Annotated in this window: 12 protein-coding genes; 6 read left to right on the top strand and 6 right to left on the bottom strand. The window is 67.3% G+C overall.

All coding sequences use genetic code 11. From position 1 onward, the window contains the following. The first annotated feature begins 24 nt into the window (after positions 1-24). Positions 25-1,758, top strand: a complete 1,734-nt coding sequence (locus ACPTTF_RS36620) for a phage integrase family protein (protein WP_423372393.1) — start codon at positions 25-27, stop codon at positions 1,756-1,758. A 36-nt stretch (positions 1,759-1,794) separates the two neighbouring features. Here the strand turns inward: ACPTTF_RS36620 and ACPTTF_RS36615 are convergent, their stop codons facing one another. Next, positions 1,795-2,511 (bottom strand): DJ-1/PfpI family protein, encoded by a 717-nt coding sequence (locus ACPTTF_RS36615; RefSeq protein WP_423372392.1) that lies wholly within the window; start codon positions 2,509-2,511, stop codon positions 1,795-1,797. Positions 2,512-2,595: 84 nt separating this feature from the next. Here ACPTTF_RS36615 and ACPTTF_RS36610 point away from each other — a divergent pair, with 84 nt between their 5' ends. The 3 genes from ACPTTF_RS36610 to ACPTTF_RS36600 all read left to right on the top strand — a co-directional run bounded on the left by ACPTTF_RS36610 (position 2,596) and on the right by ACPTTF_RS36600 (position 5,075). Further along, the gene (locus tag ACPTTF_RS36610) at positions 2,596-3,528 is read left to right on the top strand and encodes a GlxA family transcriptional regulator (RefSeq protein WP_423372391.1); all 933 of its coding nucleotides are present in this window, start codon (positions 2,596-2,598) and stop codon (positions 3,526-3,528) included. A 222-nt stretch (positions 3,529-3,750) separates the two neighbouring features. Continuing rightward, positions 3,751-4,074, top strand: coding sequence for a TfoX/Sxy family protein (locus ACPTTF_RS36605; RefSeq protein ID WP_423372390.1), 324 nt, complete (start codon positions 3,751-3,753; stop codon positions 4,072-4,074). Positions 4,075-4,163: 89 nt separating this feature from the next. Then, entirely contained in the window at positions 4,164-5,075 is a 912-nt protein-coding gene (locus ACPTTF_RS36600; RefSeq protein WP_423372389.1) for a hypothetical protein, read from the top strand. Positions 5,076-5,105: 30 nt separating this feature from the next. On the opposite strand, the gene ACPTTF_RS36595 is transcribed toward ACPTTF_RS36600, so the two are convergent. Together ACPTTF_RS36595 and ACPTTF_RS36590 are read right to left on the bottom strand one after the other, a co-directional pair. Continuing rightward, entirely contained in the window at positions 5,106-6,257 is a 1,152-nt protein-coding gene (locus tag ACPTTF_RS36595; RefSeq protein ID WP_166959420.1) for a branched-chain amino acid ABC transporter substrate-binding protein, read from the bottom strand. Between the two features lie 38 nt (positions 6,258-6,295). Then, positions 6,296-7,525, bottom strand: a complete 1,230-nt coding sequence (locus tag ACPTTF_RS36590; RefSeq protein ID WP_423372388.1) for an NAD(P)/FAD-dependent oxidoreductase — start codon at positions 7,523-7,525, stop codon at positions 6,296-6,298. Between the two features lie 230 nt (positions 7,526-7,755). On the opposite strand from ACPTTF_RS36590, the gene ACPTTF_RS36585 reads away from it, so the two are divergent. Continuing rightward, positions 7,756-9,168 (top strand): PLP-dependent aminotransferase family protein, encoded by a 1,413-nt coding sequence (locus ACPTTF_RS36585; protein WP_423372387.1) that lies wholly within the window; start codon positions 7,756-7,758, stop codon positions 9,166-9,168. Positions 9,169-9,178: 10 nt separating this feature from the next. Here ACPTTF_RS36585 and ACPTTF_RS36580 read toward each other — a convergent pair whose 3' ends face one another. Continuing rightward, positions 9,179-11,356, bottom strand: coding sequence for a DUF4132 domain-containing protein (locus tag ACPTTF_RS36580; RefSeq protein ID WP_423372386.1), 2,178 nt, complete (start codon positions 11,354-11,356; stop codon positions 9,179-9,181). 552 nt (positions 11,357-11,908) lie between these two features. On the opposite strand from ACPTTF_RS36580, the gene ACPTTF_RS36575 reads away from it, so the two are divergent. Continuing rightward, positions 11,909-13,333: a PLP-dependent aminotransferase family protein gene (locus ACPTTF_RS36575; protein ID WP_166959432.1), complete on the top strand. Its 1,425-nt coding sequence runs from the start codon at positions 11,909-11,911 to the stop codon at positions 13,331-13,333. A gap of 213 nt (positions 13,334-13,546) precedes the next feature. On the opposite strand, the gene ACPTTF_RS36570 is transcribed toward ACPTTF_RS36575, so the two are convergent. Together ACPTTF_RS36570 and ACPTTF_RS36565 are read right to left on the bottom strand one after the other, a co-directional pair. Then, positions 13,547-14,008: a hypothetical protein gene (locus tag ACPTTF_RS36570; RefSeq protein ID WP_423372385.1), complete on the bottom strand. Its 462-nt coding sequence runs from the start codon at positions 14,006-14,008 to the stop codon at positions 13,547-13,549. A 582-nt stretch (positions 14,009-14,590) separates the two neighbouring features. Continuing rightward, positions 14,591-16,102 carry a c-type cytochrome gene (locus ACPTTF_RS36565; RefSeq protein ID WP_423372384.1) on the bottom strand — a complete coding sequence of 504 codons (1,512 nt, stop codon included), beginning with the start codon at positions 16,100-16,102 and terminating at the stop codon, positions 14,591-14,593. Between the last annotated feature and the right edge of the window lie 2 nt (positions 16,103-16,104).

The following is a 16,104-nucleotide window of genomic DNA, read 5'->3' as shown; positions in this document are numbered from 1 at the left end:
CGCGCTTCTGTCAAACTGGCGCCCATGAAACCGCGCCTCGCTTCACCGCCTTCCACCGATTCCGCGCCTGCGCCCGCAGGCTTTCCCGACGCCGACGAACTGGCCGCGTTGCGCGCGTGGTACGCGGGCATGACCGTGCGCCAGGCGGTCGAGCGCTACCTGCCCGATCGTCTTGGCGAAGGGCGCTCGGCGCGCGGCGTGATCGGCGGCATCCGCCGCCGCCTCGTGCGCGTCGCGCGGCAGGCCGGCCGGCCCGATCTCGCGGAGCGGCTCGGTCATCCCGACGGTGAGCGTATTCAGGAGGCGAAGGCGGCCGCCGAAGCGATCGGCCTGCTGCGTCATGCGCGCGCGCCGGTCCCGCAGATCAGCGACGACGTCGGCCTGTGGCTGCCCGCGCGTGCGGTCGTTGCGCTGCGTGCCCACGGGATCGCGACGCTCGCCGATCTCACGGTGCGGATTCCGCGCCGGCGCCAGTGGTGGCGTGCGATCGCGGGCCTCGGCGTGGCCAGTGCACGGAACATCGAGGTGTTTTTCGCCGCCCATCCCGACCTGACCGAACGGGCGCGCGCGCTGATCGCGGCGACGCCGCGCGGCAGCATCGTGCCGTGGGAGCAGTTGAAGCTGCCGCACGAGGTCGATGGTTCGGCCGGCACGTTCCGCGCGCCAAGCGCGACCAGCACGCTCGATGCGGACAACGATTACGCGGCCGTGCATGCCTGGCTATCGCTGCACGAATCGGCTGCGACGCGGCGTGCGTACCGGAAGGAGGCCGAGCGCTTGATCCTGTGGGCGATCGTCGAGCGCGGCCGCGCGCTGTCGTCGCTGACGACCGAGGATGCGGTCGCGTATCGCGCGTTCGTGCGGCGCCCGAGCCCGCACGAGCGCTGGGTCGGGCCGGTGCGGCCGCGCAGCGCGCCCGACTGGCGGCCGTTCTCGGGTGCGCTGTCCGCGCGTTCGGCGGCGTACACGCTGTCGGTGCTCGGCGCGCTGTTTCGCTGGCTGATCGAGCAGCGCTACTTGCTCGCGAATCCGTTCGCGGGCGTCAAGGTGCGCGACACGCGCGGCGCGAACGCACTCGACACGTCGCACGCCTTCACCGAAGGCGAGTGGCTGCTCGTGCGCACGATCGCCGACGGGCTCGAGTTCCGTAAGGGCACGACGGCCGCGCCGCAGTCGGGCTGGACACCGGCCGCCGCGCAACGGCTGCGCTTCATTCTCGATTTCGGATATGCGACCGGGTTGCGCGCGAGCGAGCTGGTCGGCGCGACGTTCGGCGGCATCGAGACCGATGCGCACGGCGACGCGTGGCTGAAGGTGATCGGCAAGGGCAGCAAGGCCGCGCGCGTCGCGTTGCCGCCGCTCGCGCGCACGGCGCTCGACCGTTATCTGGTTGCGCGCCGGCTGCCGGTCACGCCGGTGCGCTGGCGGCCCGATACGCCGCTGATCGCGAGCCTTGCGGAAGACGGCGCGGCCGCGATCACGAGTGTGCGGCTGTGGAAGGTGATGCAGCGTTTCTTCGCGCAGACGGCCGATCAGGTCGAGGCAGACAACCCCGCGCTCGCGCAGAAGCTGCGGCAGGCGAGCCCGCACTGGATGCGTCATACGCATGCGACGCACGCGTTGGCGCGCGGCGCGGAGTTGACGACCGTGCGCGACAACCTGCGGCACGCGTCGATCTCGACGACGTCGATCTACCTGCATGGCGACGACGTGAAGCGGGCGCGGCAGATGTCGAGCGCGTTTGCGGCGGACAAGTAACGGCGTCGCGTCGATGAGGCACGGGCTGCGTGCACGTCATGTCGGCTGTCGGTTTGCGTCGGGCTGCGCGAGGTTTTGCGCCGCACGCGCCACGACCGCATGACGATCGGGCCGCACGCGCTCGAACAGCGCGGACACCGACGCGAGAATGTCCGGCGCGGCCCGCTCGGGACGTCCGCAGTCGAACGGCGGCTCGGGCGCATATTCGATGCCGAGCTGTACCGCTTGCGCGTAGGCCGGGCCGGCCAGGTCGGCCATCACCGAGAGCGCCATGTCGATGCCGGCAGTGACGCCGCCGCCCGTGATGACCGGGCCGTCGCGTACCACGCGGCCTTCGTCGACGATCGCACCGAACGGCGGCAGCAGGTCGCGCCATGCCCAATGGCAGGCGGCCCGCCGGCCTTGCAGCAACCCGGCCGCGCCGAGGACCAGCGACCCGCTGCACACGGAGGTAACATAGCGGGCGCCCAGCGCGAGCCGGCGCACCTCGCGGACGAACGCCTCGTCGGCGAGCGCGTCGATCACGCCGAGCCCGCCCGGCACGCAGACGAGATCGGCGTGCGCGATGTCGGCGAGCCGCTCGACCTCCGCAAGGGTCAGGCCGCTGTCCGCGCGAATCGATCCGCCGCGCACCGAGGCCCGGTGAATCCGCGCGCCCGGCAGACGCCAGAACACTTCGTCCGGCCCGGTGAAATCGAGCTGCGTGACATGATCGAACAATGCGAATACGACGATGAACGGCGTGGTGGACATCACGAACTCCCGAAGACATGAGCGGCCTGTAGCATCGCGCCGCGCGCCGTCCGTCGCAATGTCGTTTCTCCCGCACTTTCTGCCATGACCCATCGCGTCGCCGTGCTCGTGTATCCCGGTTTCCAGGTGCTGGATGCCGCCGGGCCCGTTTCCGCGTTCGAGATGGCCGACTATGCGCGCGCGCCGTATTACGCGGTTCGCATCGTCGCGGCGCAGCCGGGGCTGGTGCGCAGTTCGTCGGGCGTGAGCTGGCACGCCGAGCCGTTGCCGGTTGCGGCGGACCTCGATACGTTGCTGGTCGCGGGTGGCGATGGCGTCGATGCCGCGATGGTCGACGAGGCGACGTGCGCGTTCGTGCGGCGCTGCGCGGCGCGCGGCATCCGCGTGGCGAGTGTCTGTTCGGGCAGCCTGCTGCTGGCCGCGGCCGGTGTGCTGGACGGTCGGCTCGCGACCACGCACTGGGGCTGCGGCGAGCGCTTCGCGCAGGCGTTTCCGCAGGTGCGGCTGGCGCTCGACCGCATCTACGTGAATGACGGGCCGTTCTGGACGAGCGCCGGCATCACGGCCGGCATCGACCTGACGCTTGCGCTGATCGGCGAGGATCGCGGCGAGCGGCTGGCGCGTGCCGTCGCGAAACGGCTGGTCGTGTACTACCGGCGCCCCGGCGGGCAGTCGCAGTTTTCGGCACTGATCGAACTCGACAGCGCGCAAGGGCGCTTCAAGCCGTTGCTCGATTACATTCGCCGCAATCTCGGCGCGCGCTTGCGCGTGAGCGACCTGGCCGAGCAGGCGTGCATGAGCCCGCGTCAATTCGCGCGGGCGTTTCAGACGGAAACCGGCCTTACGCCGGCCAAGGCAGTCGAGAAGCTGCGCGTGGAAGCCGCGCGCGCCGCGCTTGAGAGCGGGGCGGCATCGCTGCAACGCGTGGCGAACGAATGCGGTTTCGGCGATACGGAGAACATGCGGCGCAGCTTTCAGCGCTGGCTGGGCGTCGCGCCGTCGGCGCTGCGTTCGTAGGCGGGCGTTGTCGCGTTGGCACGTCGTCGATCGCGGTCGTCTCGCCCGGGCGCGCGCCGTCATGCAATTGTCAGGACGCGGGGCGATGTGGACCGGGAAGCCCCCGCACGTGTCTTAACGCGCGTTCCGCTGTCGAATGGATGACGCACTGCAGCGCATCTGCCAATCGGGCGGAACGGTCCGGCATACCCTACGGTCATAAACTTTTTACAAGGAGCAGGGATGGCATCGAGCCAAAGCACAGTCGATTTCATCGTCGAGCAGATGAGGGCGGCCGGCACGGTATCGGCGCGCAAGATGTTCGGCGAGTACGGTATCTATTGCGACGGCAAGATGGCCGCGCTCGTCTGCGACGATCGGCTGTTCGTCAAGCCGACACCCGAAGGCCGCGCGTTTCTCGGCGCGTGCGAGGAAGGTTCACCGTACCCGGGCGCGAAACCGCACCTCGTCATCGGCGGCGAGCGCTGGGACGATCGCGAATGGCTGTCGGCGCTGATCCGGATCACCGCCGCGCAGTTGCCGGTGCCGGTGAAGCGGCGCCGATAGCGGCCTTCTCGCGTGCAATGTTGCGCTGCGGCCAGGCGTATTCTGTGACACATGTGCGCGACCCTCGCGCGCCAGGCGGGAGCACAAGAATGAAGACATCCGGACATCCGCGCGGCACGTGGCTTGCTCGCCGCGCCCGGTGCGCGCTCGTCGCGGCCCTGTGTATGGGCTGGACCGCGCTGTCGTTCGGCGCGGACGATGCGGCGACGCTGCTCGACCGTTACCGCAGCCTCGGCGCGCAGCTCAAGGACAACGCGTTTCACCGGCCGCTGGTGCTCGAATCGGCGGAAGCGTCGTCGTCGCTGAAGGGCGACATCTACGCGGTGGTCGACTATCCGTACACGGTCGTGAGCGGCCAGCTCGACGATCCCGCGCAGGGCCCCGCGAACTGGTGCGCGGTGCTGATCCTGCACCTGAACACGAAGTACTGTCATGCGTCGAGCGGCAGCAACGGCCCGGTGCTCGACGTGAACCTCGGCCGCAAGATCCAGCAGAAGCTGTCGGACACCTATCGCGTGCAGTTCCGCTATCGCGTGGCAGCCACATCGCCCGACTATTTCCAGGTCGACCTGACCGCCGACAGCGGCCCGATGGGCACGAAGGATTACCGGATCGCGCTGGAGGCCGTGCCGGTCGGCGCGTCGCGCACGTTCCTGCACCTTACGTATTCGTATGGCTTCGGCACGGTCGGCCGCATGGCGATGAAGACCTACCTCGCGACCGTCGGCAGCGACAAGATCGGCTTCACGAACGTCGGTGGCGCATCGGCCGCGCAGCCGCAGTACGTGGGCGGCGTGCGCGGGCTGCTGGAGCGCAACACGATGCGCTACTACCTTGCGATCGACGCGTATCTCGCGACGCTCGACAAGCCGCTCGACCAGCGCCTCACGCGCTGGTTCGATGCAACCGAGCAGTATCCGCAGCAACTGCATGAGGTCGAGCGAGGCCCGTATCTGCAGATGAAAGCGCAGGAGGTGCAGCGGCAGCAGGCGGCGCGATGACGGTGTGGCCTCCGGTCGCGCCGCCGGGCGTCAGTTCGACGCGCCGCCGACCGTGCGGATGCTGTGCCACTGCCCCTGTTCGACGCGGAACAGCGTGTACGGCGGCTTGATCAGGTCGCCGCGCTCGTCGAACGAGATCTTCCCGGTCACGCCGGTGACCGACACACCGGGCAGGCTCGCGACGATCTTGCCGCGATCGAGCGAATCGGCTTTGCGTACCGCCGCGATCATCGCGAGTGCCGCATCGTAAGAGAACGGCGCATACAGCTCGACGTCCTGGTTGAAGCGCGCCTTGTAGCGCTGCGCGAACGCCACGGCCGACGGCAGCTTGTCGAGCGCCGGCCCCGGTTCGAGATCCTGCGTGCCTTCGCCCGAGGTACCGGCAATCTTCAGGAATGCGTTGCTTTTCAGTGCACCCGCGCCGAACAGCTGTGCGCGGATGCCGAGCGAGCGCATCTGCTTCACGAGCATCGCGCCCTGTTCGTCGAGGCCGCCGAAGAACAGCAGGTCGACGTTGTTGCTCTTCATCGTCGTCAGGATCGCGCGGAAATCAACGGCCTTGTCGTTCGTGTATTCGCGCGACACGATGCTGCCGTGCGCGTCCTTCACGCCTTTCTCGAACGCGTCGGCGAGACCCTGCCCGAATGCGGTGCGGTCGTCGATGATGCCGATCCGCTTCGCCTTCAACTGCTCGACCGCGAAGCGGCCGGCCACCACGCCGCCGACCCCGTCGTGCCCCATCGTGCGGAACACGTTCTTGAAGCCCTGCATCGTCAGTTGCGGATTGGTCGAGCCGGGCGTGATCATCGCGACGTTCGCCTGCTTGTAGACGGCCGACGCGGGAATGCTGCAGCCCGAGTTGTAGTGGCCGATCACGCCGACCACGCCGTCGTCGACGAGCTTCTGCGCGACCTGGATCGCGATGCGCGGATCGGCCTGGTCGTCCTGCACGTCGAGCACGAAGCGCACGGGCTTGCCGCCCACGGTCGGATGTTTCGCGTTCTCTTCGTCGAGCGCGAGTTGCGCACCGTATTGCAGATCCTTGCCGACGCGCGCGACGGGCCCCGTCAGCGGGCCGGCGAAGCCGATCTTGACGGTTTCCGGGTCCGCGGCCTGCGCGGATGCGGCGACCGTGCCGATCGAGCAGACGGCCAGCCAGACCAGCCAGTTACGACGATTCATGATGCCTCTCCTTGCAGTGGTGAAAGTCGCGGCGCGCGTCAGAATCGCGCGGCCCGGTACGGCGTGAGGTCCAGCGGCGGTGCGCGCTGGGCGACGAGGTCGGCGACGATTTGCCCGGTGATGCCGGCGAGCGTCACGCCGAGATGCTGATGACCGAACGCATGGATCACGCGCGCGCTCTTCCGCGCGCGGCCGATGACGGGCACGCCATCCGGCAGCGTCGGCCGGAAGCCGAGCCAGCTGCGCGTCGGGGTGCCGAGCGACGGCACGGCTTCGCGGGCGGAACGCGTGAGCAGCGCGACGAGCGACGGATTCATCGGCGCGTCGAAGCCGCCGAGTTCGACGGTGCCGGCCGCGCGCAGCCCTTCGTCGAGCGGCGTCATGTAGAAGCCGCGCTCGGCCCAGCCGACCGGCCGCGTAACGATCGGCTCGTGCGCGCCGAACTGCACGTGATAGCCGCGCTCGGTATCGAGCGGCACCGTGTCGCCGCATGCGGCCGCGAATTCGCGCGAGCGGGCGCCCGCGGCGATGACGACGTGATCGAACGCGCGCACGGTGCCGCCCGCATGCACGTTCACGCTGTCGCCGGCGGGCTCGATCCGCTCGACGCGCGCGCGTTCGAGCGTGGCGCCGCCGGTGGCGAGGTGCGCGAACAGTGCGCCGAGAAATCCGGATGGATCGGAGAGGTGCCAGCTGCCGACGAACAGCACGCCGCGCGTGAAGATCGGCGCGAGGGCGGGCTCGAGCTGGCGGATTGCGCTCGCGTCGAGCGTCTCGAACGGCACGCCGAGCCGGCGCCGCAGCGCGAGCGACGGCTGCGCGGCGTCGAACGACGCCTGCTGCGCATACAGGTACAGGCATTCGCGCGGCCGCACGAACGCCGCGAGCCGGGACGGGGCAAGCAACGGCGCATAGCCGTCGGCGGCGCGCGACAGCAGCGCGGCCAGCGCAGTCGCGCTGCGTACGTGGCGAGTGGGCGTCGATGCGAGCAGGAACCGCGCGAGCCACGGCGCGCCGTGCATCAGGTAAGGCCAGCGGATGCGCAGCGGGCTGTCGGCGGCGAACAGGAAGTGCGGCAGGTTGCGGAACACCGAAGGGCCGTTCACCGGCACGCAGCCGTACGGCGCGAACGTCGCGGCATTGCCGAACGACGCGCCCTGGCCGACACCGGCCGGATCGAACAGCGTCACGCGATGCCCGTCGCGCTGCAGCCAAGCCGCCGCGCCGAGCCCGATGAAGCCTGCACCCACGATGGCGACATTCGCCATGACGCGCCCCTCCGGTCCACATGATTCACACAAAGTTGCGATCAAGAATCACACAGTAATTTTTTGTGTGCAATCAAAATGAGATTGTGTGGCGCTAGTGTTTACCCGATTCCAACTGACTGATTCAACAGACTTTTCGACTGACGTTTGACGGGGAGGGGATGTCGGATACAATCGCTGGGCAGGTCAAAATGGCAGACAAACGCTTTTTGTGTGGTCACGGGCGACAAATGGCATCAGACAAACTTTCCGGCGAGCGCGACAGCAGCCTGCCGACGCAGGCGAAGCGGCCGACTTATGTCGAGGTATCGAGCTCGATCGAGGAGGAGATCCGCAACGGCACATACCCGCCGGGTAGCCGCCTGCCGCCGCAGCGCCAGCTCGCGACCGAGCTCGGCATCAACGTGTCGACCGTGTCCCGTGCGTACAAGGAATTGCAGCTGCGCGGCCTCGTGATCGGCAGCAAACGCCGCGGCTCGCTTGTCACCGGCGGCGCGATGCCGAGCATCGCGCCGGCCCGCGCGTCGCTCGCGGCGGGCAGCGGCGTGATCGACCTGACCGTGAACCGCCCGGCGACCGGCGAGTTTCTCGCGAGCCTCGCGCAGACATTCGGCACGCTGCCGAACGATCCGCGTTTCGCCGCACTGCAGGAATACCAGCCGCCGCAGGGCCCCGACTGGGCGCGCGCGGCCGGCGCGCAGTGGCTCGCCGCGCCGGGCTTCACGCCGTCGCGCGACCAGGTAGTCGTCACGAGCGGCGCGCAGCACGGGCTGTACGCGGTGCTGAACAGCCTGATCGGCACCGACGGCGTGATCGTGGCCGACCGCCTCACGTACTACGGGCTCAAGGCGCTTGCGCCGGTGTTCCAGTTCGAGATCGTCAGCGCGCCGGCCGACGACGACGGTCTGCTGCCCGACGAGATCGAGCGGATCTGCCAGCGCATGCCGGTCAAGGCGATCTTCGTCGTGCCGAACCTGCAGAACCCGACCGTGACGACGATGAGCCTCGCGCGCCGGATGGCGCTCGTCGACATCGCGCGGCGTCACCACGTGACCATCATCGAGGACGACGTGTACGGCCCGCTCGTGCGCGACCGGCTGCCGGCGATCGCGGGGCTGTGCCCCGAGCTGACGTTTCATATCGGCGCGACGTCGAAGATCCTCGCGCCGGGGTTGCGTCTCGGCTACCTGAGCTGCCCGCGCGACAGCGTCGCACTGTGCGCGGAGGCGGTGCGCACGACCGCGTGGATGCCGGCCCCCACGTCGATGCTGATCGCGACCGTGTGGATCGAGGACGGCACCGCCGAGCGGATCATGGGCGCGCAACTCGCGGAGATCCGTGCGCGCGTCGATCTCGCGCGGGAGCTGCTGCCGGCCGGGCAGCTGAAATCCGACCCGGCGTGCATGTTCGTGTGGCTGCGCCTGCCGCCGCCGTGGCGGGCCGACGATTTCGCCGCGAACGCGAAGGCGCGCGGCGTGATCGTGATGCCGTCGTCGACGTTCGCGGTCGATCGCGCGGAAATCGAGCACGGCGTGCGCATCAACCTCGCGTGCCCGGCCACGCGCGACGAGCTCGTCAACGGGCTGCGGATTCTCGCCGGCACGCTGAAGGACCGGCCGCGCGCGCTGTTCGGTTCGATCTGACGGTGGCCGCTCAGTCGAGCAACCCCGCGACGACGTCGACGATCCGCTGCAGCAGCGCTTCGTCGTAAGGCAGCCACGGCACCGCGCCCAACGGCGACGGCGGCGGCTCGATCGCGGTATCGACGGGTTCGCCTTCGCGCATCACGCGCCCGGTCGCGCAATGCACCGACCACGCGCCGACGCGCACATGCCGCTCGCCGATCGTCATCTTCCCTTGCGCCACCGGCCCGGCGAACACGAGCGACAGCACGTGCCGGCGATGCCGAGCCATCGTACCCAGCGGCAGATCCGACAACCGGTTCAGGCGCTGCCAGCGTTGCGTTTCGCGTTCGCGCTGGCGCACCGGGTCGGCCGTGAGCGCGGCGGTGGCGGCGCGTGTCGCGTCGTCGTCGAGCGCGAACGCGGCGACGCTGACGAGCAGATCGACCGCGCGCGCCACTTCCGAGAACACCACGCGATCGATCTCGCCGATCGGCAGCGGTATCCAGCGCCGCTCGTGCCGGCGTTCGAAATGCAGCCGGCGCGACGTGCCGTGGCTTTCCGAGCCCGGATAGAGCCGCGCATCGACGAAGAAGGTCGCGCGCACGTCGCCGAACTCGCGGACGAGCCCGTCGTCGTAAGCGCGGATCGACCAGCCTTCGCGACGTGCGACTCCGACCAGCTGCCGGCTCGACAGCACGTGGCCTTCGAACATCGCGGAATCGCTGGCCGACGCGTCGCCGTCGGCCGGCACGTAGTATTCGCGGAACGCTTGCCTGACCGGCTGCCGCAGCGTGCGGCCGACGATTGCGCGTTGCCACGCGAGCCGCTCTTCCGCATCGGCCAGCAGCGGGTGCCATAACCGGATGTCGCTGTCACCGGCGATGTCGATCGCATGCCCGGCCGCGTCGCGCAGCACGACCTTGCCCTTCGCGATGTCGGGCATGAACGACTGCGTCGATCCATCGCGGCCGAGCGCGTGCCAGATCGTGCGCGCGGCGAACGCGGCGCCGGCCGGCGCATCGACGAGGCGCTCGCGCCATTCGGCATGGCCGAGCGTCATCGACTGCCAGAAGCCGGCTTCCATGCAGGTGGCGAGCATCGCGAGCTGCTTCTTGTCGGGCTTCGCGTCTAGCGTCATGCGCAGCGCGGTGTGCGGCCGCTCGCCGAGCGCGCGTTCGGCCGGCTTCAGGTTGCGCGCGAGCTTTTTCTGCACGCCGGCATGACGCACGGTGGCGAGCGCATCGCGCAGCGCGCGCACGCTCTCGGGTGTCGGGATCGTCTCGACCGCGTGGCCGAGCGCGATTGCGAGCGACTGTGACGGTGCGGTCTTCGCGGCCGTTGGTGCCACGCACACGTCGGTCAGCAGTGGCCCGATCAGCGGGCGCAGCCATGCTTCGTCGCGATAGGCGGCCACGCGGGCGGCGCGCGCGACGACCTGCGCGTCGTCGGTCGTGAACGCACGATCGGCCTCGTAGGGAACGGCGCCCGCATGGAGCGCCGCGATCTGCCGCGCGGCCTCGGTCAGCGCATCGCGCGCGAAGGCGACGTACGCGGCATCTTCCGCGAGCGTGACGGCCGGATCGCTCAAGTTGAGCCACAGCCGCCTCGACGTGAAGTAGCCGTTGTTCGTCGCGGCCAGCGTGAGCAGTGCGGCCAGCCCGAGTTCGGGCAGCACGTCGAGTTCGCGCACGCGATACGGCGAATCCGCCAGCGTGTGCGCATACTCGTCCCGTCGGGCGGAGAAGTCACGGCGGCCGGCGAACCGGTCGAGCGTATACACGCCATATGTGCTGGACGCCGAGCGCACGCCGCCTTCCTCCGGTTCGCCCGCGATGCGTGCGAGCTCCGCCTGCAGCGCGGGCGACGGCAGCGCGTCGAGGCAGGGCAAATCCTCCAGCGCGCGTTTCCAGTCGCCGGCCGGGATGTCGCGGAACAGTTCGAGTGCGGCATCGGCGTCGACGAGCGGCACGAGTCCGAGCGCATCGATCTGCCGGTGCAGCCAGTGCGCGAATTTGGCGCGCGGGTCATCGAATGCCTGGTCGCGCATCAGGATCTCGTGCTCGACACGGCGCAGGGCCGGCCAGACTGCACCGAGCGTGTGTGCGTCGAGTGTCGACAGGTCGATCGGCGTGCCGGCGAAGCGCGGATGGTCGGCGCTGCCGGTCAGCCGCGCGACGAGCTGGTCGACGAGGGCGCGATCAGTCATCCGCGGCCTCCTTGCCGGCTGCGTTGTTCCGGCGCCATTTCTGTACGTTCCGGGCGGCTCGGATTATGCCGCCGAGGTTGGATGCGTGTTCGATCGTGTGCTGCATGGTCTGACTCCGGCAATGAAAACCGAGCGGACGCACAGTATTGCACCCTAATTCATGCAACCGGGCGAAAGGCCGCGCGGCGGGCGTTCCGGGCCGATCCGGCCGCGCCGCGCAAGGCTTCCGGCCGCCCGGCCATTTCATAAGACGTACAGTTTTCCCGCCATGCGCGATTCGCGCCGAACTGTACTCTTGTTCGCGCGGTCGATGTGTGTACTCGTCGCCAACTGTTCTGCTCTTAAGATTACATCATCAAGGGCACAGTGCCGCAGATCCAGTCGTACCGGAACCCTGTTGGCGCATCTTCAAGAGCGAGCCAGTGCGATGGAAAAGGCAAAACCGGAGGGAAAGATCAGGAATCACGACGGCCCGGCGAGCGGGCGAAACACGTGCGTGTCGGACGCACACGGCGGGGCGGTGCGGCTGCGCAGGCCGGCGGGAGGCGCGCGATGAAACTCTACGAAAAACTCGCGGACGACATCGAACGCCTGATCCGCCAGGGCGTGTACCGGCACGGCGACCGGATTCCGTCCGTGCGGCAGGCGAGCCAGCAGCACCGGATCAGCATCACGACCGTGCTGCACGCGTATCTGCTGCTGGAAAGCCGCGGGCTGCTGGAGAGCCGGCCGCAGTCGGGCTATTTCGTGAACCTGCGGCGCGACGACCGCAATGCGCCAGTGCGCGAGCTGCGGCCGTCGAAGCCGATCGCGATCTCGTCGTCGGTCGACGTGAGCCGGCTCGTGCTGTCGACGCTGCGCTCGATCGGCACCGACGACGCGGTGCCGCTCGGCTCGCCTTATCCGGACCCGAGCCTGTTCCCGTTCGAAAAGCTGAACCGCTACGCGTATGCGGCCGGCCGAGACAAGTCGCTGTGGGGTGTGACGGACGGGCTGCCGCCGGGGCATCCGCGGCTGATCCGGCAGATCGCACGACGCTACCTGGAAAACGGGATGTCGGTGGATCCGAACGAGATCATCGTGACGGTGGGCGCGACGGAGGCGATCAATCTGTGCCTGCAGGCCGTCGCGAAGCCGGGCGACACGATCGCGGTGGAGTCGCCGACGTTCTACGCGATGCTGCACGCGATCGAGCGGATGGGGATGAAGGCGATCGAGGTGGCGACGCATCCGGAATACGGGATCGACATCGCGGCGCTGGCCGCGATCGCGAAGTCGCAGCCGATCGCCGCATGCATGGTGATGCCGAACTTCCAGAACCCGCTCGGCTTCCAGATGCCCGACGAGCGCAAGCGCGAACTGGTCGAGTTCGCGACGAAGGCCGGGATGCCGCTGATCGAGAACGGTGTGTATAACGAACTGTATTTCGGCGATGCGCATCCGAGTTCGCTGAAGTCCTATGACCGCAACGGGATCGTGCTGCATTGCTCGTCGTTCTCGAAGAGCCTGACGGCTGCGTACCGGATCGGCTGGGCGCTGCCGGGCCGTTATCGCGATCAGGTCGAGAAGCTGAAGTTCCTGAACACGCTCGCGACGCCGTCGTTGCCGCAGCTCGCGATCGCGGAGTTTCTCGAACGCGATGGTTATGAGCATCACCTGCGGCGCTTGCGCAAGGCGTATGCGCAGCAGGCGAACCTGATGCGCGCGATGGTGTCGCGGTTTTTCCCGGAAGGCACGCGCATTTCGAGCCCGGCGGGTGGTTATGTGCTGTGGGTCGAGTTGCCCGCGCAGGTCGATGCGATGAGGTTGTACCAGCTCGCGCTGGAGCAGGGGATCACGATCGGGCCGGGCTATATGTTCTCGATCACGGACAACTACCGGAACTTCATCCGGCTGAATTACAGCAGCCCGTGGTCGCCGGAGATCGAGCAGGCGGTGATTACGGTGGGGAAGCTGGCTTCGGCTTGCATGAAGTGATCGGCGCGTGTTGTTGCATGCGGGGGAATGACGAAGCCGGCTTGGGGCCGGCTTTGTTTTTGGTTTGGCGGCGGGGCGGGGAGTGCGATGCGATTTGGCGGCGTTCGGCCAGGATCGGTCGGTGATCCGAGGGGAAAGCGGCCGCTCAACGTTTGGTTAAGGTGTGGGCTTTAGCCCGTCCCTGTGAGCAAAGCGAACGATCTGAACCAGTTGTTATTTGTTTTCACGATTCCAGTCAGCCTCCTTGTGTCGTGATATTAGCTCCTCTTCAATATAGTTTCGAAGAGATTCCGGTTCGATTGTGACCCAGGAAATTTTCACCAGCCCACCTGACTGAACATGTGTAACGATGTTTTCGAGTTTTGCTCCGGTTCTCTCGTTCTTTTTTATTAAATGGTTGCGGACTCTTTGGCGCGCAAGCTTTCTCGTTGTTTTTCCGATGTATTTGAGGGTGAAGACATTGGAATCTCCAGGTGCGGTGAATATCGCGTAAACGTTGGCGCATCCCGCAACGAGATCAAGAGTAAACTCATTTTCCGCGTCGAGTTGCTGGGCATTCCAAGGTGAGATGCTTTGCTGCGGATACTTGAAGGAGATTCGCCTCTCCTCTTGTAGAAGAGCGGCTTCCACTTTTTCCAAATACTCTTCAAGGCTTTTAAGTTGCTCGTACTTCATGTTTTGCGAGTCCCGTCATGCATAACACTTTAATTCTGGTTCGACCCATTATGGCGATTACCCGGAATGAACTTTTGTAGGTCACGTTCACGAAGAGTACTTCTGACCCTGGCCCAAGACGTAGTCCGGATCAAAAGTAGAGAAATTCGGCATTGAGGCTCGCCCCTCAGACCAATCCCACGCGACTTGTGCTGCTTGTCGCCGTCAAGGAGCTACAGCAGGTCAATGCATTGGTTCAAGGTGGTCGCTTCCCGATTTCGTCGACCGGCCTGACCATTATCTACGACGAAAATGGAGCCGGAAAATCCGGCTATTCCAGAATATTCAAACATGCGTGCCGCGAACGGGGCCGCAGAGCGCCTGTCTTCCTGTCGGCCTGCGCACTGAAACGCGTTGCCAAGCAAACGCGACGGCACATTGCTCGGCAGATGCCGCCTGCATGTATGAGATGGCGGCGAGAACGCGAACGCCGTACTTCGCGTGAGCGCCTCGCCTGCATCCATGTCCGTTGCTGAACGACCAACGTCTCTTTCGAAAGTCAGAAGGCCGGTAGTCCAGCAGCGACATGCCTGACACCCTCAATCATCCAATCTCACCGGATGTAACCCCCGCGCGTGCCGTACGACGTGCCCGGCGTCGCCGGAACACAACTGCGAAGATCCCCAGCAGCACGACAACCACCGGTGCTGCGAGCATCAACGGCCGGGCCCGCACGAGCAGCGGAACCGGGCCGCCGCTGCGCGCGACGGCCACGTCGTCGGGCGTCACGGTCACGTCGGCATTGCCATACTGCGCGAGCACGTAGTTCGCGATCGCGGCGATCTGATCGTCCTTCAGCGGCTGGACATAGGAATCCTCTCCAAATGACGGCATCAGCACGTGCTCGCCGCCCGCGTTGCGATCGACACCGTACAGGATCGCCGCAATCAGGTTCGACGGATTGCGCGAGCCCGTGGCGGTATTGTTCGACAGCGACGGGTAGGCCTGACTCGGGCTGCCCTTGCCGTTGGCCTGGTGACAGCTCGCGCAGTAACCGCTGAACAGCGCCTCACCCGTGGTCAGCGTACCGTTCGCATTCAACGCGGTCGTGCCGCGCAGCGTCGCTTCGCTGCTGACCGCGCGCCCATGCGCAAATGCCGGTGCAGACTCGTGCTCGTCGCGAATTGGCTTCGTGCTGCGCAGATACGTGACGATCGATTTCAGGTCCGCGTCCGACAGATACTGCAGGCTGTTCTGCACGGCCTCCGCCATCGGGCCGGCCGCCTGGTTCTTGCCGGGTGCGCGGCCGGTCTTCAGGTACGACACCAGCTCGTCGTCGGTCCATGCGCCGATGCCGCTTACCGGGTCCGACGTGATGTTCGGCGCATACCACGCACCGAGCTGCGCGCCGCCCAGATTGCGGCCGAAGTCTTCGGCCATCAGCGCGTTGCGCGGCGTATGGCACGCACTGCAGTGCGCGAGCACATTGGTCAGGTACGCGCCGCGATTCCACTGCGCGTCGTGCGCCGGATCGGCTTCGAAACGCTTGTTCGTCAGGAACAGCATGTTCCAGCCCGTCATCGCGATGCGCATGCCGAACGGGAACGGCAGGTTCGTCGCGGGCGCGGGCTCGTCGACCGGCTTCACGGCGTGCATGAAGTAGCTGTAAAGCGCGTGCACGTCGTTGTCGCTGAGGCCGCTGTACGACGTATACGGCATCGCCGGATACAGGCGTGCGCCGTCCGCGCGCACGCCTTCACGCAGCGCGCGTGCGAACTGCGCCTCGGTGTAGTTGCCGATGCCGGCCGTTTTCGACGGCGTGATGTTGCTCGAATAGATCTGCCCCATCGGCGACGCGATGCCGTACCCGCCCGCGAACGGCTTGCCGCCGTCGAGCGCCGTATGGCAGGCCATGCAGTCCGCCGCGATCGCGAGTTGATGGCCTTTTTTGATCAGCGCGGCGTCGGCCGACGTCGGCGTCGGCGCCGCACCGGTCGCTGCGTCCTGCGCGAACGCGGGCGTGCCGCCGACGCTGCCAAGCACCGCGAGTGCGACGGCCGCGCAGTAGCCGGCGCCGCGCAGCGTGCGAAGTTGTCGTTGGATCGTCTGTGTCATCG

Origin of the sequence: Burkholderia crassaminum, from assembly GCF_964265005.1 — a bacterium.
Classification (GTDB): domain Bacteria; phylum Pseudomonadota; class Gammaproteobacteria; order Burkholderiales; family Burkholderiaceae; genus Burkholderia.
Note: the sequence above shows the minus strand (reverse complement) of the source record. Positions and strands in the feature narration are given on the sequence as shown.